Source organism: Mycobacterium sp. IDUB_37 (assembly GCF_055419245.1).
The window spans coordinates 66730-83841 of the sequence record NZ_JBVAXG010000008.1; the positions used below are offsets into that span (position 1 = coordinate 66730).

Annotated in this window: 18 protein-coding genes; 5 read left to right on the forward strand and 13 right to left on the reverse strand. The window is 65.7% G+C overall.

What is annotated here, in order from left to right:
* The first annotated feature begins 22 nt into the window (after positions 1-22).
* Complete coding sequence (locus tag ACZY1I_RS23850) at positions 23-379, forward strand: hypothetical protein (protein ID WP_463758118.1); 357 nt, start codon at positions 23-25, stop codon at positions 377-379.
* 21 nt (positions 380-400) lie between these two features.
* Here the strand turns inward: ACZY1I_RS23850 and ACZY1I_RS23855 are convergent, their stop codons facing one another.
* A complete protein-coding gene (locus ACZY1I_RS23855) occupies positions 401-1009 on the reverse strand; it encodes a YqgE/AlgH family protein (protein ID WP_463758120.1) in 609 nt (202 codons plus the stop codon).
* A gap of 101 nt (positions 1010-1110) precedes the next feature.
* On the opposite strand from ACZY1I_RS23855, the gene ACZY1I_RS23860 reads away from it, so the two are divergent.
* Both ACZY1I_RS23860 and ACZY1I_RS23865 read left to right on the forward strand, forming a co-directional pair.
* Positions 1111-2445, forward strand: coding sequence for an MFS transporter (locus ACZY1I_RS23860; RefSeq protein ID WP_463758123.1), 1335 nt, complete (start codon positions 1111-1113; stop codon positions 2443-2445).
* A 2-nt stretch (positions 2446-2447) separates the two neighbouring features.
* A complete protein-coding gene (locus ACZY1I_RS23865; protein WP_463758126.1) occupies positions 2448-3221 on the forward strand; it encodes a TIGR03084 family metal-binding protein in 774 nt (257 codons plus the stop codon).
* Positions 3222-3300: 79 nt separating this feature from the next.
* On the opposite strand, the gene ACZY1I_RS23870 is transcribed toward ACZY1I_RS23865, so the two are convergent.
* From ACZY1I_RS23870 to ACZY1I_RS23895, 6 genes are all read right to left on the reverse strand, one after another.
* A complete protein-coding gene (locus ACZY1I_RS23870) occupies positions 3301-4476 on the reverse strand; it encodes a PPE domain-containing protein (protein ID WP_463758129.1) in 1176 nt (391 codons plus the stop codon).
* A 9-nt stretch (positions 4477-4485) separates the two neighbouring features.
* A complete protein-coding gene (locus tag ACZY1I_RS23875) occupies positions 4486-4791 on the reverse strand; it encodes a PE domain-containing protein (RefSeq protein WP_463758131.1) in 306 nt (101 codons plus the stop codon).
* An 82-nt stretch (positions 4792-4873) separates the two neighbouring features.
* Positions 4874-8953, reverse strand: a complete 4080-nt coding sequence (gene eccCa / locus ACZY1I_RS23880; protein WP_463758133.1) for a type VII secretion protein EccCa — start codon at positions 8951-8953, stop codon at positions 4874-4876.
* A 2-nt stretch (positions 8954-8955) separates the two neighbouring features.
* Positions 8956-10458 (reverse strand): type VII secretion protein EccB, encoded by a 1503-nt coding sequence (gene eccB / locus ACZY1I_RS23885; protein WP_463758137.1) that lies wholly within the window; start codon positions 10456-10458, stop codon positions 8956-8958.
* Positions 10459-10499: 41 nt separating this feature from the next.
* Positions 10500-10835: a DUF2710 family protein gene (locus ACZY1I_RS23890; protein WP_463758141.1), complete on the reverse strand. Its 336-nt coding sequence runs from the start codon at positions 10833-10835 to the stop codon at positions 10500-10502.
* A gap of 39 nt (positions 10836-10874) precedes the next feature.
* Positions 10875-12086, reverse strand: a complete 1212-nt coding sequence (locus ACZY1I_RS23895; RefSeq protein WP_463758143.1) for a DUF5631 domain-containing protein — start codon at positions 12084-12086, stop codon at positions 10875-10877.
* A 92-nt stretch (positions 12087-12178) separates the two neighbouring features.
* Here ACZY1I_RS23895 and ACZY1I_RS23900 point away from each other — a divergent pair, with 92 nt between their 5' ends.
* Entirely contained in the window at positions 12179-12322 is a 144-nt protein-coding gene (locus tag ACZY1I_RS23900; RefSeq protein ID WP_463758147.1) for a hypothetical protein, read from the forward strand.
* A 4-nt stretch (positions 12323-12326) separates the two neighbouring features.
* Here the strand turns inward: ACZY1I_RS23900 and ACZY1I_RS23905 are convergent, their stop codons facing one another.
* The 6 genes from ACZY1I_RS23905 to ACZY1I_RS23930 all read right to left on the reverse strand — a co-directional run bounded on the left by ACZY1I_RS23905 (position 12327) and on the right by ACZY1I_RS23930 (position 16547).
* Positions 12327-12632 (reverse strand): DUF2694 family protein, encoded by a 306-nt coding sequence (locus ACZY1I_RS23905; protein ID WP_463758150.1) that lies wholly within the window; start codon positions 12630-12632, stop codon positions 12327-12329.
* Complete coding sequence (locus tag ACZY1I_RS23910; RefSeq protein ID WP_463758153.1) at positions 12629-12973, reverse strand: ESX-1 secretion-associated protein; 345 nt, start codon at positions 12971-12973, stop codon at positions 12629-12631. Before ACZY1I_RS23910 ends, ACZY1I_RS23905 begins: the two co-directional genes overlap by 4 nt.
* Positions 12974-13035: 62 nt before the next feature.
* Positions 13036-14463: a DUF4226 domain-containing protein gene (locus tag ACZY1I_RS23915; protein WP_463758156.1), complete on the reverse strand. Its 1428-nt coding sequence runs from the start codon at positions 14461-14463 to the stop codon at positions 13036-13038.
* 124 nt (positions 14464-14587) lie between these two features.
* Positions 14588-14935: a DUF4226 domain-containing protein gene (locus tag ACZY1I_RS23920; protein ID WP_463758159.1), complete on the reverse strand. Its 348-nt coding sequence runs from the start codon at positions 14933-14935 to the stop codon at positions 14588-14590.
* Positions 14932-15762 (reverse strand): C40 family peptidase, encoded by an 831-nt coding sequence (locus tag ACZY1I_RS23925; RefSeq protein ID WP_463758161.1) that lies wholly within the window; start codon positions 15760-15762, stop codon positions 14932-14934. Before ACZY1I_RS23925 ends, ACZY1I_RS23920 begins: the two co-directional genes overlap by 4 nt.
* Positions 15759-16547, reverse strand: coding sequence for a helix-turn-helix domain-containing protein (locus ACZY1I_RS23930; RefSeq protein WP_463758164.1), 789 nt, complete (start codon positions 16545-16547; stop codon positions 15759-15761). Before ACZY1I_RS23930 ends, ACZY1I_RS23925 begins: the two co-directional genes overlap by 4 nt.
* Positions 16548-16689: 142 nt before the next feature.
* Here ACZY1I_RS23930 and ACZY1I_RS23935 point away from each other — a divergent pair, with 142 nt between their 5' ends.
* A complete protein-coding gene (locus ACZY1I_RS23935; protein ID WP_463758166.1) occupies positions 16690-17106 on the forward strand; it encodes a WhiB family transcriptional regulator in 417 nt (138 codons plus the stop codon).
* The last annotated feature ends 6 nt before the right edge of the window (positions 17107-17112 follow it).

Here is a 17112-nt window from a genome sequence, read left to right on the forward strand (position 1 = left end):
ACCGGGCTCGTATTGTTGGCGCATGCTTATCGCGGGCGTGGTGTGTGTGTGCGCGGCAGTAGCCTCAGCTGCGTTCGGGATCTGGACGCTGGCCCACACCCCCACCGGTAACCCCACCCAGCTGGCGCTGCGTGCCATGGCACCAACGCAGTTCGCGGCGGCGGTGATGCTGACCGCCGGTGGAGTGGTGGCTCTCGCCGCGTCCCCGGGCACCGCGTTGGTGGTCGTGATCGTGTGCATCGTCGGCGCGCTGGGCACGCTTGCCACCGGCTCAATGCAGAGCGCGCGATTCGCCTTGCGCCGGGAAGCCGTCGAGGTCGAAGCCGCCAGCTGCGCGGGCAGTTGCGCCGCGTGCACGCTGTCCTGTCATGCGGCCTGATCCTCGCGACCCGCTCCGGGCCTAGTTGCGGCTGACGTCGATCGGGTGCGTTGCCAGCAGCGAAAGCGGCAGCGGCTGACGGCGTAACACCTGGCCCCAAAGATCGGCCCGCGGCGGCGTCAGTACATCAGATGGCAGCCCCGACAATACGATCCAGTCGTCTCGCTCGATTTCACCTTCGAGTTGACCGATGGTCCACCCGGAATATCCCGCGAAGATCCGTACCCCTTCGACGACGGGTGCGATTAGATCCGGTTCGGCATCCAGGTCGACCATCACCATCCGGCCGGCCACGTGGCGCAGGCCGGGCACACCGTCCGGTGCGGCGCCGATGCGCAGCGCCGCCAGGCACAGGGCCGCGTCCCGCTTGACCGGGCCACCGATGAACATCGTCTTCGGCTTCGCGGCGAGCTTGGCCCATTGCGGCAGTACGTTGTACACCGCGGTCTCGCTAGGGCGGTTGAGCACGACACCCAAGGTGCCGCCCTCGTTGTGTTCGACGATGTAGATCACACTGCGCCGAAACGTCGGCTCCAGCAGATCGGTATTTGCCAGCAGTAAAGTACCCGCTCGGACCCGTTGTGCGGCGGGTGCGACATGGTCCTCGGGATCTTCCTGCGACGCCACCAAAACATCATCGCACCAACCACCGGGTCACCGGGGCAAACGCCCTCGGTCGACAAAGATTTGTACTGTGATTGAGACGGCGCACGGCCGCTACAGCCTTGCCTGTGCCGATTGTGGAAGTGGGTTCAGTGATTCGCACCCGGATGCAGGCAAGTGCACCCGTCGATCTATGGCGCTCGGTGCGGGCCATGCCCGATTTCTGGCGGCTCATGCAGGTTCGCATGGCAAGCCAGTTCGGCGACGGACTCTTCCAGGCGGGGTTAGCTGGGGCGCTGCTGTTCAACCCGGACCGGGCCGCCGATCCGATGGCGATCGCACGCGCCTTTGCGGTGCTATTTCTGCCGTACTCCATCCTGGGGCCGTTCGCCGGTGCCTTGATGGACCGGTGGGATCGGCGATTGGTGCTGGTCGGCGCGAACATCGTGCGACTCGGCTTCATCGCCGCCATCGGCACGATTCTGGCGGTCGGCGCGGGCGACGTGTTGTTGCTGTGTGCAGCGTTGCTGTCCAACGGCATGGCGCGGTTCGTGGCCTCGGGGCTGTCGGCGAGCCTGCCGCACGTGGTGCCACGCGAAAAGGTGGTCACGATGAACTCGGTGGCCACCGCGTCGGGCGCCATCGCGGCATTCATCGGCGCCAACTTCATGTTGCTGCCGCGCTGGCTGGCCGGTGGCGGCGATCAGGGCGCCGCGGCAGTGATTTTCACCGCGATGATTCCGGTGACGCTTGCGCTGCTGCTGTCGCTGCGGTTCGGACCCGGGGTGCTCGGCCCAGACGACAGCAAGCGTGCGATCCATGGTTCGGCCTTCTACGCGGTGGGCACCGGCTGGTTGCACGGCGTGCGCACGGTGATCCAACGCCCGACCGTGGCCGCCGCGCTGTCCGGGCTGGCCGCGCATCGAATGGTCATGGGGATCAACTCGCTGCTGCTCTTGCTGCTGGTGCACCACATGAAGGATGCCGACGCCGACGGGTTCGGCACCGCTCTGCTGTTCTTCGGGGCCGCGGGTCTCGGGGCGTTCTGTTCCAACCTGCTGACGCCGGTCCTGGTCCGGCGCTGGGGTCGGTACGCCACCGCCAACGCGGCGTTGGTGGCAGCAGCCGCGATCCAGTTGGCCGGCGCCGGGTTGCAACTTGTAGTGCTCGTGGTCTGTGGGTTCCTGCTAGGGGTGGCCGGCCAGGTAGTCAAACTGTGCGCCGACTCGGCGATGCAGATCGATGTCGACGACGCGCTGCGCGGCCATGTGTTCGCGGTGCAGGACGCGCTGTTCTGGGTCTCGTTCATTGTCGCGATCACGGTGGCCGCGATCTTCATTCCCGACGACGGCCACGCGCCCGTCTTCGTACTGTGCGGTTCGCTGATCTATTTGATCGGTCTGCTGGTCCATAGCCTCGTCGGCCGGCGAAGCCAGACCGCACCCAGTCAAGTGAGGAGCTAGTCATGGCAGGTCCGGGTCCATTCGTCGCCGACCTCCGTGCCGAGAGCGACGACCTCGACGCACTGGTGGCGCCGCTCGCATCAGAAAGGTGGGCCACCCCGACGCCCTCTCCGGGGTGGACCATCGCACACCAGATCGGCCACCTGCTGTGGACGGACCGGGTGTCGCTGTTGTCGGTGACCGATGAAAGCGCTTTCGCCGACGTGCTGGCCGGCGCGGCCACCAATCCCGGGGGTTTCGTCGATGCCGGTGCGGAAGAACTTGCCGCGCTGCCACCCGCGGACTTACTGGCCGACTGGCGAGCCACCCGCGGTCGCCTGCACGAGGCTCTGCTCGGGGTTGACGACGGGCGGAAGCTGCCGTGGTTCGGGCCGCCGATGAGCGCTACGTCGATGGCCACCGCACGGTTAATGGAGACCTGGGCACACGGCCTCGACGTCGCCGATGCCCTCGGAGTGACCCGGCCGGCCACCGAGCGATTGCGGTCGATCGCGCACATCGGGGTGCGCACCCGTGACTACGCGTACTTCGTGAACAACTTGACGCCGCCTGCTGAGGCGTTCCTGGTCGAGCTACGCGCACCCGGCGGCGACACCTGGTCCTGGGGGCCCTCGGACGCGGCGCAGACTGTCGCCGGGTCGGCAGAGGACTTCTGCTCGCTGGTCACCCAACGGCGGGCGCTCAGCGCGCTGGACATCAAAGCGGTGGGGGAAGACGCGCAGCGATGGCTGGGGATCGCCCAGGCTTTCGCCGGGCCGCCCGGCCCCGGGCGATGAGCGCACGCTCGCGAGCCCAACCGCACTGCGAAAGTCGCCGAGACGATTCGCAGCCTGGTCAGGCTCGGCGACCCGCAGGCTACCGCTTGCCGTCGATGACCACCCGGGCGCGCACCACGTCGCCCTTCTGAGTGTCATTTCCGCGCGCCAGCATCCCTGCCGGCGACATCGGAACCGGCGAGCCGCCCATTCCCGTCGACGCCGTGGGCCCGCGGACTTCGGCCGCGTTCAGCACGCCGGCACGCAGGCTGGTTGCCCGCCCCCCGGGTTCCGGCTCGAAGCTGCTGGTGGGTCGGGTGTAGCTGGTCAAACCCGCGCCCGGGAAGCCGCCGGCCCCGCCCAGGCCTCCCCCGGCAGCCCCTCCCCCGCCGATGCCGCCGATGCCTCCGGCGGCGACGACGGGTTCAGCGGAGACCGCCGCGACATTCGACGCCTCGGCCGGGAACATTCCCCCGAAGCCCTGCATCATGGTTTGTGGAAGACCGGTTATGCCCTGCATTGCCTGCATTGGCGCCTGCAGCATCTCCTTGAGCGGTTCGGTCGCACCGGACAGCATCTGCATCGGCTGTTGCATCAATGAGCTGATTTGGGTGCCCGCATCGGCAGGGGCAGCTTGACCCGCGGTCTGCGCGACCTGGGTCGACGCCTGCACCGCATTCTGCATACCGGTCTGAGCCACCGCCTGAGCCACCGCTTGTGCCGCTGCCGCCGGCGCGGCCGGTGAGGCTCCCATCGGCGCTATCGGCGGAGGCACAGCCAGCGCCGCGATCAGGGCGCTCAGGGTTCCTGAATACGTCCAACCCACGCCTGAGTTATGCGGCCAGTGCTCACCAAAATACGAGGTATCGCGCTCCACGATTGCCGGCGTGTTCAGCCCCAGAAAGTTCGTGGCGTTGAGCACGGTCCACTCGTCCCGGTTGGTCTGCGAGACCAACGAGGGAATGACCGTGGACCGCGCGAGCGCGAAGGCCTCGACGGCCGCCTGCGTGACACCGATCTTCGCGGCGGTCCAGCCCACCAGAGTCTGCAGTCCGGCGTTAAGTCCCGTCGCGGTCACCGTCGACGCGACCGCGCCCACGCCTTCCCACTGGGCGGCCGTAGCCAGCGTGTTGGCGGTGGAAAGACCCTCCGCCAGTTCGTCATTCGCGGTCTCGGTGACCCACACGACGTTATTGGCGAGCACCGACGCAGGCGAACCCGCTTCGAAGATCGCTGCTACGACTTCCGGTGGACCTGTCCAGCGAGGATCGGGCATGTGCTGGTCCTACAGCGCAGCCGCTGCCGCATTGGCGGCCTCGGCGGCAACGGTCGCGCCGGACGCCAGGCTTTGCGCACCCGAGTATGCAGCGCGCTGCCCGACATGCTCAGCGGCGGCCGAAAGATACGCGGCGCCAGCGGCATTCAGCGCGGCCGCGAACTCGATTGAGTCGGCATCCGTCGCCATCGGGATCACCCCGGTGAGTGCGGCCGCCCCGGCGGCCGTCGTCGCAGCCATCTGCTCACTGATTCCGGCCTCGGCCGCCGCCGACAAGTCGACCGCACCCGGCACCATCCCGAACGCTCCAGTCATTTCTGCCTCCCAATTTGAATCGCCAGGCAGCGCCCGACAAAAATTTGCGCTGAGTTTAGGTCGACTCCCAGTAGCTGTCGATTCACCTCTGTGGGTCTCCTACCAGGACTCCTTCGATCACGCCGTCGGTGGTAACGAGCAACCCACGCCCGGGCGGCAACTGCTGGGCGCCGGTCCTGCCGAACACCTTGACGGCCGCCGGGTCGTTGTCCATGAACAGTGTCGGCGCGCGCGAACCCGTCAGCTTCTGCAGGAAGGGATTGGTGACGGAGACGCCCGCCCAGTTTCCGGGCAACCTTGTCGCGACCACATGCAGGCCGATTTCCCGGCCACGTTCGATCAACCCCCACAGGGGCGCAGTAGCCGCCGCTTTGCCGATGACTCCATTCGGTCGCAGTTCTTGCTCGTCGTCAATCAACACGAAGTGGTGCGGACCGTCCCAGCTGCTTCGGTTCAACAGTTCCTCTTGACTCAACCCGGACGGTGGCAGCCGCTCCCGCAGCAGCTGAGCCAATTCGGCGATCACCGCGTCGACGTCATCGGGTGTGTAGGCGTATGCCCGCACGTGGGCACCTTGGATCTTTCCGATGAGGGAGGTCTTGGGATCGATGATGGTGATCTGGGCCTGCTCGGGGCTGCACCGATCGACGACGGTCTGCCCGAACGCCGCTAAAGCCGTTGTCTTACCACACAACTGACGTCCGACCACCAGCATGTGCGGTGCCACCCGGGTGGGCAGCGCGACCGGTTGCAGAGCGCTTTCGCCGATCCCGAACGCGATGTTCAACGGGTCGGCATCCCCGGCGGTGCCTGCGAACGCGGCCGCCACCTCGGCCAGCGAGATCCGGCCGGGCAGCCTGGCCAGGCTCTCCACCCTGCCGGCACCGGTCACGCCCTCGATTAGCGCACCGATCTCGCGCGTTGCCACTCGCTGTCCATCGGCCCCAACCACCTCTGGAAACCCGATCAGCAACTCGAACCCGTCTCGGGTCAGCCCAAAGCCTGGCCGGTCCAAAGTATTTCGGGCAGCTTTCTTCCGCTCGAAACCTTGACCCATCTGGGTCTCATCGGGATTGCTCAACCGCAGCTGGATGCGAGCGTTCGAAACATTGACCAGTTGCTGCTTTTGGCCGACCAGCCACGCTGTCGCGGTGGTCATGATGTGCACTCCGTAGGACAACCCCTGCCGGGCGATCGCGATGGCCCGCTCCCCCACCGCGGCATCTTTGTCATACAGATCGCTGAAGTTGTCGATCACCAGGAAGACATCACCGAATTTGTCTTCTGGATCGGTGTTTTCGGTACCACGGTCGACCCCGAACCGCCGCTCGCGGAATTCGGAGATGTCGATCTGATACCGCTTGAACGATGCCTCACGCGCCACCATGAGTCCCTCGATCGACGCGATCGTTCGCGAAACTCCCTCTCTGTCAGTGGGACTGACCACCGATGCGACATGTGGGAGGTCTTGCACCGGGTACAGCGACGCACCGATACAGAAGAACGTCACGCGCTCGGGTCGATACATCAAGGCTGCGGAGGTCATCAATGTCATCAACGTGGTGGACTTGCCGCGCTGGGCGGTCGCCACCACCATGATGTTGTCGGTCTCGGCATTGATCGCATGCACGCGCTGGTCGTGATCCTCGGGAATGTCGACGATTCCGAGTGGGAACACCAGACCGTGATTCTGCCCGTACGCGACGTTCCACGGCCGGCCGCGCCATCGGGCCACCAGCGCGTCCACGGGCTCACTGACTTCCAAAGGCGGCAGCCAGATTTGGTGCGGCGGCCGGGACGGGTGCGACAGCAGCGCTTCACGAATGACGTCGACGAGCTTCTTCTTCCGGAAGCCGTCGGAATGGAACAGAAACTCGTCGGGCGATTCGGGTTCGTCGGCGACGGCGAGGGCTGCACTGTCGGAATCACTGAGCGGCTGATACGTCGAGGTGTAGGCGCGCGGCTGCGAGAAGCTCATGGCGACCGTCTTGTCGACGTTGGCCGCACGCTTGGGCACCACGAAAGGCGCCGACACATAGAAACACCGGAACTGTTCCAGGTCACGCGGTCCGACTTTGAGCAGTGCGTAGCCGTTTTCCTGGGAGGGAAGATGCAGCGCGGCATCGCTGCCGATCACGTCGCGAGAATCCTCGGCCGTCTCGGCGCGCAGCGCCACCCGGAAGGCGATGTTGCTCTTGGCTTTGCTCAGCGACGAGAGATCCAACCGCTGGCCGCCGAGGGTGAAGAATACGTTGCAGCCCCGGCCTTCTTGACCGATGTGAATGACCAGATCGATCCACTCCGGATGGTGGATGAACAACTCGAGGTATTCATCAATGATGACCAGCAGGATCGGGACAGGTTCCAGATCCCGTCCCGCGAGCCGCATCTCCTCGTACTCGTTCGCGTCGCGCGCTCCCGCGTCCTTGAAAAGCCGGTAACGGCGGGCAATTTCGCCGTTGATGGCCTTACGCATCCGCTCTGCGAGGTGGCGATCGTCCTTGCCCAGATTGGACAGTGACCCGGCCACGTGTGGGAACCCCTGCAGATCCTGGGCTGCCGACTCGAACTTCATGTCGACGAAGATCACGATGAACGATTCCGGGGAATGCGTCAGCGCGATACCACTGCACAACGAAAGGAAATACTCTGACTTGCCCGAACCCGACGTGCCGACGACGACGGAGTGGAACCCGTAGCCACCAAAATCTTTGGCGCGCAGAATTACGTACTGAAGTTCGCCCCCTTGCCGGACGCCGACGGGCACCATCGCCCACTTGGTGTCGCCCCGGCCGCGGCTCTCGGCCCATAGCGTGTCGACGTCGAGGTCTCGTGGATCGTCGATGCCCAACGCCCGCAGCAATTCGCCGCCCTGACTGTCGGTTTCGGACAGTTCGTCGGCGCTCATCGGTGACCACCGCGCGAGGGCACGCGAATACCGGCTGGCGGTGCTGTCGGCGAGCGTGTCCGCCACCGCGTAGAACGTGCCGCGGTGACTGAGCCTGCCCTCGCGCAGCGTGAACCGCTGATCCGAATCGGCGAACCCGACCCCGACACCAACCCGGGTCGCCAGTCGCACCACCGTGATGCCGGCCATACCCTTCTGGCCGGTGACGCCTTCCCATTGCTCGGGCGTCCCGACGTTGTCGTCCACGATCACCCAATGCGGACCCAGCGCCGGAGCGGACTCCATCGGCGACGGCATCGACGTCGGACTGGCCGCTGCTGGTGGTGTCCACGGCCCGCGGCCTTTGCGATGCAGTTCGGCGTCGAGCGCCTCCTCTAGATCCGTGGGAGACGCGAACACCAGTCGTCGCAGTCCGCATGCGTCGAACATCTCGTCATGCTGGTTGTGCGGCAGCCACACCAGCCATTGCCAGTCCTCAGGATGGCGGGTGACCACCATGAGCTTCAGATCGTGCGGACTGTGGTAGACCGCGAGTGAGCACAGCACCGCACGCGTCAGGCTGTGCAGTTCGGTCGGCTCGTCCGCGATGAAGCTGAACCCAGGTGTGGACCGCAGACTCAGCACCTTGCCGATCCCCCGGATCTTGCTCTGTTCGAGGATGAAATCCCTTAGTGCGCCACCGGTTACCGGTTCGAGTTCCTCGCCGATCGGAACATCCGGCCACTGCAGCGAGACCGCCGATTCGCCGGCCTGCTGAATCCCGATGCCCAGCCGAACATCGAGGAAGTCTGGGTCTCCGGGACGCCGTTCCCACATGCGCGGGCTGCCGATTACGGCCTCGAGCCGCAGTGGGTCGGCATGCCGATAAAGCTGGCTTCGCCGCTGCTCCTGCGCGGCGCGCTGGACTTCCTCGCGATCGTCGTCGAGTTGTCGCAAATAGCTGCGGCGCTGCTTTTCCTGCTCTCCCCAACTGATCCGGCGACCTCGCCCGAACCGTCCGCCGAACATCAGCGCGCCGAAGCCGACCAGGCCGATCATCGGAAAGAAGCCCGACTGCAATGATCGAACCCCGGACGCGTACATCACCACCAGAGTGCCGACGATCCCGATCAACAGCGCCGGCATCGCGATCATCAGCACGATGTTGCGCGGCTCCCGTTCGGGTAGCGCCAGCGGTGCCGCCACCGCCACCCGGATCGGAGCCACATGCGTTGTCGGCAAACGCCTTCCGCGGACAAAACCTCGTTTCGACACCGCTAGCCTCCGGGACCACTGGAGTCAGGAATCGGCGCCACCACACCGCTCGCCGGGACGGCGTCACGGGCGACCAGTGCCGCGTCGCGGCTGATCGCCGGGCCGGACGCGAAGGTCCGCACCATCGGCCAGGGGGCCTGAACGGCCTGGCGCGGATCAAGACCCAGCGCCTGCAGAGTCCGCTGATCCGATTGGATGCCGTACCGAACTCCCTGTGGCGAAAGCCAATACAGACTTTCCCGGCTACCGGCCGTCGCCACGCCACTCGTGGTGGCGACGAAGTTGGCCGCACCCGGCACTATCAATGTCTGATGGGCCTCGGCCGAGTCGGGGTTGCGATCGTCCCGGACCAGATGCACTAATCGGGTATCCATACCGATTGGGACCGGCAGACCCCGCCCGGTGTAGATGGTGATCCGGGCTTGTGGGTCGCTGGACTGCTTCTCCCATCCGACGCAGCTGACCGGATTCACCGCGGTGTCAACGAATTCCAGCTTCGTGGAGGGGTAGTAGTCCACGTCCAGCACGTCGACTGCCGGAATGTGGATCAGCTTGTCCGGAGCCACCAGGGTCGGGCTGGCGGCACCCTGCGAATCGCCGGTGCGCAACAGATCCGCGACGAAGCTGGTGATCTTCTGCACCCCACCCGGTAACAGCACGTAGAAGCCGGTGACCGCCCCACTGGCGTCCCGGGATTCCAGCACGCTGCCCACCTTCATGCCGGGTAACCACCGCGACAGCGTCCCGGGTTCCGGGATCTGCGGCATGACAAGGGGTTCGGTGGACGGCAACGCGTCGAACAGAGCGTTGGAGATTTCGATCGGGTACGTCAGACCGGGATCGAGACCGAGATTGAAGGTCACCGAACGGTCGGTCGGGTCAATCCGGGACCGTTGCCCTCCCCAGATCACATAGGTCGAGGTCTTGTGCGTTGCCAGGATGGCCTGGGTGGCACCCATCGCCGTTGCGCGGCTTCGTGATCCGAGTGAACCGGCTATCGCCGTCACCGTCGGCGTCGTTGTGCTGCCTCTGCTGCCGGTTCCGGCTGGCGCGGTGTCGCACACCGCCCACGCCGAGACAGTGCTGGGCGCCACCGGCAGGCTGTCCGGCAGACCGGGGACGCCGATCATCGGGCCGGTTGGATACTTGGCTATCTCGGTAGCGGTCACCCAGGTGGGTGCAGCTGCATTGCCGACCGCAAGGCGCGCCGAAGTGAGGTTGAGCGCCGGGTATAGGCGCCCGTTGATCTTGGCGTAAACCGCGCCGGTATCGCGGTTTCCGATCAACGCCGACTGCGCGATCAGGCCGGCCGGCTTCATGATATTCAGCAACGCCATCCAGCCGACGCCGATCAGGACGAGCACAATCGAGAGAGCTACTGCCGCTTGCTGTTTACGGTCGTCGTGCTTCATTCGTACGGAGAAGCGGGTGATCGCGGCGCGCAGACGCCGGTTGTAGAACAGGTGCCCCGAATTCTGGTCCCGGTTGGACAGATTAAGTGGCACAGTCTTTCTCCTTCGCGCGGCCGGTCGTCGTTACCGGCGTTTCACTGCAGATGTCCGCCGTACCGTGCCTGGTTATCGGCTTCGGCCTCATCACGCAGCGCCGCGATCGCGAGGTTCAATCTGTCGGTCAGGTCACTGTGGGCGTAACCGGCCATTACATCGGGATGCAACGTCAGGTTGAGCAACCGGCCGTCCGAATCTCCCACCGCGTAAACATCTCCCAGGTCCACGCTGTATGTAACGGCTTCAGACTGGGCGAGCACCGCTTCCCACTTGTCTGCTGCCTCGCTCAGTTCACGCAGAACCGCTTCGACGAGAGCGCGGTCCCCCTCAGCGCTGAGGTCGCCGAATTCGCCTCGACCCGGGCCCGACACCATGACAGTATGTCGACGCCCCCCACCAGCGTCAATTCATGCTCAGGGAGTGCTCTCCGGCTCTGAATTGACCCGCGCGTCAACCGCTTTCGCATTTAGTACTTGGAACCAGGCGTAGTGGTAGTTAGCGGATATTGGGTCCCCGCTGACACTTCCATCGGTGGCTGCCAGCAGCATGCAATTGAGCACCTGGGCCGGTTCGGAATCTGGATATTGGGCCAAAATCTGGTAGCGCGCGGTGTCGAGATGCACACGCAATAAATCGACTTCCTGTTCGACGATCTCGGCACCGGCAGTGGCGGCCTTGGCCAACGTGTGCACCAGGCGGGGGACACCCTCGCGCCAGTGCGTCGCGACTCCCAGCTCCCAGCCCAAGTCCATAACCGCAGGCAGTTCGCGCGCCTGTTCCGACGGTGTGATGCCGGCAAAGTCGGTCGGCCAATTCGGCGTATCAGCGGGACCGTAGGAAACGGAACGTACGACAGGTCCCAGCAGCTCAGACATCCGCGCGCTGCGCACTGCAGGTTCCAGCAGTTGCACACCATCGGGGATAGCGATCCCTGGCGGAACCCACCCGTGCGCGAGATCGGTGACCAGCACGGTCGTGCCGTCCGGGCGCTCGCCAATGGCCCAGCTCAGGCGTGGTTCTTGGCGTGCCACAAAGGCCAGCAGTCGCGGCAGTCGCGGGTCGTCCTCGGCAGCTTCGGTGGTCTCGACGTCCGCTGCGGCGTCGCCGGGCTCGGTTGGCGGCGGTACATCCCGGACGGCGGGTATGACTTGCGTCCTGTCCATGTCGTCGCGGACGGCACGCATGATCTGCGTCTTGTCCATGTCCGCGCGACCTGCGGCCAGGGGGGGCCGACCGGCTGCGCGCAAAGGTGGGCGCTGCACGGGAGCGTGTTGCCTCAGCTGGCGCAACTGACGCATCGTCGAATCGACTCGGCGCATCGCCAACGCGCGCGCCTCTTCGATAATCCTGGCTTCGGCTGCGCGCCGTGCCGAATACGCGATTCCCGACCGCGCGACGGACTGCAGCTCCTCGTTCGCGGCATGCGCAATCCGTTGCAGATCGGCCCTGAGATACTCTGCGAGCGTTGTGGTTTCACTATTGGTCGGCAACAACTCGGTGGGCCATAGGTCACCGATCACCCAGGGTGTGCAGTCGACCGGTGCACTGAAAGTGGGGACGGTGAGGGATTCTTCCGTCGCTTTCCGCAGGCGCCGGCGCGCCGTTCTCCGACCGAATATCCCCACCGGCTAAGCGTACCGGCATCGATTCAGGTATCCGGCGCACCGCCTGCCGATGGTGAATTGTGTGGCCGAGGGGGGCGCAGTAGCGTGGTGGCATGGCTGATTCTGCGTTGCAGCAGCAACTCGACGAGGTGCGCACGTTGCTCGGCCGAGCACGAGAGTTGTTCGGCGCCAACCCCATCGAGCCGCCCACTGATATCGAGCCGGACCCCGACTCCGCCAAAGCCTGGCTGCTTTAATCCCTCAGTTGGCGCGACGGCGCAACCGATGCGCCAACAGCTTTTCTATTGCGGCATCTAGGTCGGCGGCGGTCGGAACCGCGGCGGACGGAGTGTGCCCGGCGGCGATGATCTCGCCACGGACTTCCAGCAGCGCCTTCAGGCATGAAACGTCAGCGGTCAGCACGATGCCCTCAGCCAACGTGCCGGCATCGGTCTCCATCGCCCCCTCACCCAGCGCGAGGCTATGCAGATACCCACCGCGGCATGACCGCACCAGGATGTGCCCGCTGGGGTGCACGGTGTCGAATGCGGGGTTGGACTCTGTCATGAATCTCGCGGTTCTTCCTGTCCGTCGACGTGGCGGTGGAGTGCACCGCCAAGTTTGCCCGCTGCATCTCGTTCGTGTTGCTCCCACATGATGGCCGAGGTCTGCAGGTTTCGCGCGATCTCAGCGTGATCGTCGGCCTGCTGCTGGTAGCACTGCCCCCTGCGTTCGAGCAGTTCACGCCCCGCGGCACGCAGTTCACTGAAGATGGGACCGAGGGAGTCCAAGCTCTCCTGGATTGCGGCATGCGACGACGGCATCGTGCGCAAGTAGTCGGAGGTCTGCTGATGATGGACGGCGGCTTCGCGTAAGTGCGCCGGCACCACATGGACTCGATCTGCCATCTGCTTGTCTCCTCTTTTCGCGCCGCCAGGCTGTCGACGGACTCTGCTATTGCGATCCGTGCCTAGCCGTTCACCATTGCCGACGGACGGGTGGGCGTCGGTGTCTCGGGTTGGGCCGGCGCCGTCCCCGATGGCTGCGCCGCCGGTGTCGGCGGATGCTCCCAGCCTAGGAAACTGGGTCCACTCACGGTCGAGATGTGTTGAATCTGCCCGTCGAGCAGGGCCTTGTTACGTCCGAGGGCGAGCGCATGCCGGTCGGTGAACATGCCTATGTCTCCGGGTACGACCCGCGCTGGGTCGATGGGGTTGGCGACCGCGGTTCCCGGCTGCGGGATGGTCATGCCCTGCTGCTGGAACGCATCGGCGATGGGTGAGCCGGCGGCCGCCGCCTTGATGGCTGCCGCCAGCTGCGGACTGGCGGCCGTCACGGTCTCACCATCGGGCAACGTCACGGTCGTCGGCCCCGACGCAGGTACCTCGGGCCCGCCCGCTTTGGGCTCGGTGTGCTCGTCGGTCGGGTCGTCATCGTCGCGGTGATCGCGCTTGTGCTTGTCCTCGTCTGACTCGCGTTCGGCCAGGTCATCGGCGAACGGCCCGTCCCCGAGCGCCTTCGAATCCCGTCCGAAACCGGCGGCCTGGGGAAACTGCAGCCCGCTCGGCGTGGTCAGGCCGGGCATGCCGCCACCGCTCGGCGCTGCGCCGCCGCCGGCGCTCGGTGGGGTCGAAACCGCGGCTGGCACCGCCGTTTCCGGCGCCGGTGTGCCGGCGACCGGCAACCCTGGATCGCCGAACAACATCGCGTCGAGCAGCGGATCAGATCCGGGGTCTGGGGCCGAGACCTGCTGTTGTCCGCCATCGCGCGGCGCCGCCGGTGACACCGGGCGGTCGGCGGGCGTGCCCGGCGCACTCTTCGACGCGTTGTATAGCGATGTCCACGCGGCCATCAGCGCCGCCTTCGAGGTGTCGTCGAGGCTCGCGGTGGCGACGACCTCGCGGATATCTCGGAGCTTGCCGATCAGGTATCGCTGGAAGTCGCGTGCCCCGGCAGGCGTGTCCAGGTCGGATCGCGTTCTTACCGCCGTTTCGATCTCCCGTTGCAGGCCCGCCAGCGCATCCCCGCCGTCGACTGTTTTGAGATGTGCGTTGAGGACGGCTGAGATCACCTGCAGATCGAGCTGCGACGTCACCGAATTCTGATGTGCCAGAGCTGCTTCCGCATCGGCGATTGCTCTGGCTGCATCGCCGTCGCCCCGGTCCGGGGGGGTTGGCGGTGTTGGCTGGGGGAGCACGGGCGGGGTTGGCGGGCTGAACAATTCCGCGTGGTGTCGACGGATCGTGGCCAGGATCGCGTCGAGCTGGGGCAACGGCGTCATGGGCGCGAGAACGGCGGTCACTTCGTACGGCGTCAGCCCGGTCTGCCAGGCATGCGGGTCACCTGTGCGCTCCTGGATGCGGCGCATCGCCTCGACGAGGTCCTGGTATGTCGACATCTACGCGATCGACCTGCCGGTCCATATGGTGGCGACCCACTGCGACCCCTCCATGCCGGGCGACAGTACCCAGGCAAACTCGTTCGGACAATTCACCTTTCGGCTCGCACCACCGAGGACCGACTCAGATTGAATACTGTTCCTGCAACCGTTGCAGCACCGCACTTTTCGCGCGACTGAACTCTCGGGCCTCGCTCACGATGCCACTGATCTCACGCTGCTTGGCCAGCAGAAACCGTTGAAACTCCCGTGCTCCCAGTGGTGTATCGACCGCCAGTGTGCGCCCCCGCTCGATCTCAGCGGTGATCGCGTCGAGCCGGCGGACACTGTTTCGCAGGGCGTCGTGCGCACTGGCAACAACGTCGGCCAGCACCCGGTCGGCGTCGACAACCGCGCTATGCCTGGCGGCCAGCTCCGCCTGACGTTGCTTAAGGGCGGCTACCGAAGATCCGGCTTGATCGCGGACACTCACAGTGGCCGCCGAATTTGTACGTTGCTTCCCAACCGGCTGACCCGGACCGAAGCACCCGAGTACGGCGCTTCGACCACCAGGTTGTTGCCGATCGCCAGTTGTACGTGGCCGGCGTGCGGAAAGACGAGGTCGCCAGGTCTGACGTGCGAGCGTGGGACCGGCACGCCGTCGTTGATCTGTTGATAGGTGGTCCGATCCAGGTGCACACCGGCCTGTGCGTACGCCCACTGCACCAGCCCAGAGCAGTCGAACTGGTCGGGTCCGGTCGCCCCCCAGACATAGGGCCGCCCGAGTCGCGACAGCGCGGCACGCACCGCCGCCCCGGCCCGGCCGCTTGCCGACGGCAGCCGCGTTCCACCCCGATGGTGGGAAGTTCGGTATCGAAGTGCTCGGAGCGCCGCAAGGTGCCGTCGGGCCCGACCGCGGGCCGCCAGGACGTGCGCTCGCTGCGCCCGCAACCGCGCCACCCGGCGACGCATCGCCTCGCGCTGGGCCAAGGGTGTCAACGGAGCGACGGCGGCGTCGGCGCGGGCTTCATCGACGACGCTCCCCGTGCGTTCGCTTGCGATTGCCCGATCCCGATGCGCGCCCGCGACGATGGCCGCGAGGGCAGAATCCGTCCTTTCCGCCGACACCAATACGGCCTGAGTCCGACTGGCGGCGCTCGCGTAATGCCCCTGTCCGGCATCCGCATTCGCTTCACCATTGCGCCGCAGCAACTCTCGGTAATGCCCGGTGCCCGGGTCGGCACCTACTCCCGCCGGGTAGGTGCTGCCCAGGAACAATCGATGGGCTCGGTTGAGCGCGTCGATTTCGAGCTGAGTCATTGCTGCGCCTCCTTGGCTGGCCCATCGTCGTCCGTCGGCTCGGCAGGCTCGACCGCGTCGGCGAAGGCGCGCACGCGGGGGAGTGCCCCGGGGGGGATGACACCCCGATTGCGGATGTCCCACACTTCGTCGGTGCCCACCCCGATCAGTGCGGCAATGACCGGGTCCGGCAGCGACGACCGCAGGCACGCGCGGTCGAAGCGCGCGCTCAGGCTGGTGGGCATCCGTTCCAGTAGTGTGCCGCGGGTCGCCTCGATGGCGTGCAGGATATCCATGAGGCGGTCCGTCGATTCGACACCGGCGTTCACCGCCACCCGCCATGAGCTGGCGGCCAGCATCTCCGCCTTTACGCACTGTGCGACCACGTCGAGAATATACGTCTCATATTCGTTTGATGTCTTCGTCGGCAGTCGAGCCACGAGCGTTCGCAGGTTTTCTAACTGCACTTCCGCATATTGCTCGAGCACATCGGTGTCGGTCGGGTGCCTGATCACCGTGGGCGGCCGGTCTGGAGGGTACGGAAGGTTGGCCTGTGTCTCGGCGACAATTCTCGCGAGCTCCGCTTCCGGATCCGCCGCCACCAGGAGCCGCGAGTAGGTACCCGGCGGCAGGCCGAATCCAGCTTCGACCTTCTGAACTGTGCTTTTGTGTGGTTTTCGAGTGCCGCGCTCCAGGTAGCTCAGGCCCATGATGCTCACGCTGGTCTCCCTGGCGAGATCGGCCAGCGACCAGTCATGCGATTCACGGAGGGCGCGGATCGCTGCGCCGGCCGATTCACGGCTCACGGCTGGCTCCGGCCATGGCGAGAATCCTACACAGATACAAAGCTAGTCGTAGTCGTATCTGTTTATGTCTTCATTCTCTTGTGTCGCCCGTCTGGATATGTATACGATTCTGCCTACGTTTCAACCCAAAGGAGGCTGGCACATGGCGAACCCCTGCGCATCCAATCCGGAATTATGGTTCGGCTACCCCGACGACGACGGCGGCGACGGCGCGGCAAAAGCGCGAGCCTATGAGCGGGCAGCCACCGAGGCGCGGCTTCAGTGCCTACGCCGATGCCCGTTGGCGCAGCAACGACTGTGCGCGGGGCGTGCGATCAAGCATCGCGAAGAGTGGGGAGTCTGGGCCGGCATCAAGCTGCCCGGCGGCCAGTACCGCAAGCGGGAACAGCTCGCCAACGCGCACGCTATGTTGCGGCGGATCGCCGCGGGGGAGATCAACGCCCGGCAACTCCCGGAAAATGCGGCACTACTGGAGCGCCGCGAAGCTGACACTGTCGCGGCGACCGCTGTGGTGCTGCACCTGCCGTCGGCCCGGCTTGGTCCGCGATCGGCAGCCTGACAGGAC

Excerpts from the sequence above, each read along its gene's own strand:
- ACZY1I_RS23850 (WP_463758118.1), top strand. The coding sequence starts at position 23 with ATGCTTATCGCGGGCGTGGTGTGTGTGTGCGCGGCAGTAGCCTCAGCT.
- ACZY1I_RS23870 (WP_463758129.1), bottom strand. The coding sequence starts at position 4,476 with ATGCCCGATCCTCGCTGGACAGGTCCACCGGAAGTCGTAGCAGCGATC.
- ACZY1I_RS23925 (WP_463758161.1), bottom strand. The coding sequence starts at position 15,762 with ATGACTCAGCTCGAAATCGACGCGCTCAACCGAGCCCATCGATTGTTC.
- ACZY1I_RS23875 (WP_463758131.1), bottom strand. The coding sequence starts at position 4,791 with ATGACTGGAGCGTTCGGGATGGTGCCGGGTGCGGTCGACTTGTCGGCG.
- ACZY1I_RS23905 (WP_463758150.1), bottom strand. The coding sequence starts at position 12,632 with ATGACAGAGTCCAACCCCGCATTCGACACCGTGCACCCCAGCGGGCAC.
- ACZY1I_RS23890 (WP_463758141.1), bottom strand. The coding sequence starts at position 10,835 with ATGGTGTCGGGCCCGGGTCGAGGCGAATTCGGCGACCTCAGCGCTGAG.
- ACZY1I_RS23935 (WP_463758166.1), top strand. The coding sequence starts at position 16,690 with ATGGCGAACCCCTGCGCATCCAATCCGGAATTATGGTTCGGCTACCCC.
- ACZY1I_RS23900 (WP_463758147.1), top strand. The coding sequence starts at position 12,179 with ATGGCTGATTCTGCGTTGCAGCAGCAACTCGACGAGGTGCGCACGTTG.
- ACZY1I_RS23910 (WP_463758153.1), bottom strand. The coding sequence starts at position 12,973 with ATGGCAGATCGAGTCCATGTGGTGCCGGCGCACTTACGCGAAGCCGCC.
- ACZY1I_RS23915 (WP_463758156.1), bottom strand. The coding sequence starts at position 14,463 with ATGTCGACATACCAGGACCTCGTCGAGGCGATGCGCCGCATCCAGGAG.
- ACZY1I_RS23865 (WP_463758126.1), top strand. The coding sequence starts at position 2,448 with ATGGCAGGTCCGGGTCCATTCGTCGCCGACCTCCGTGCCGAGAGCGAC.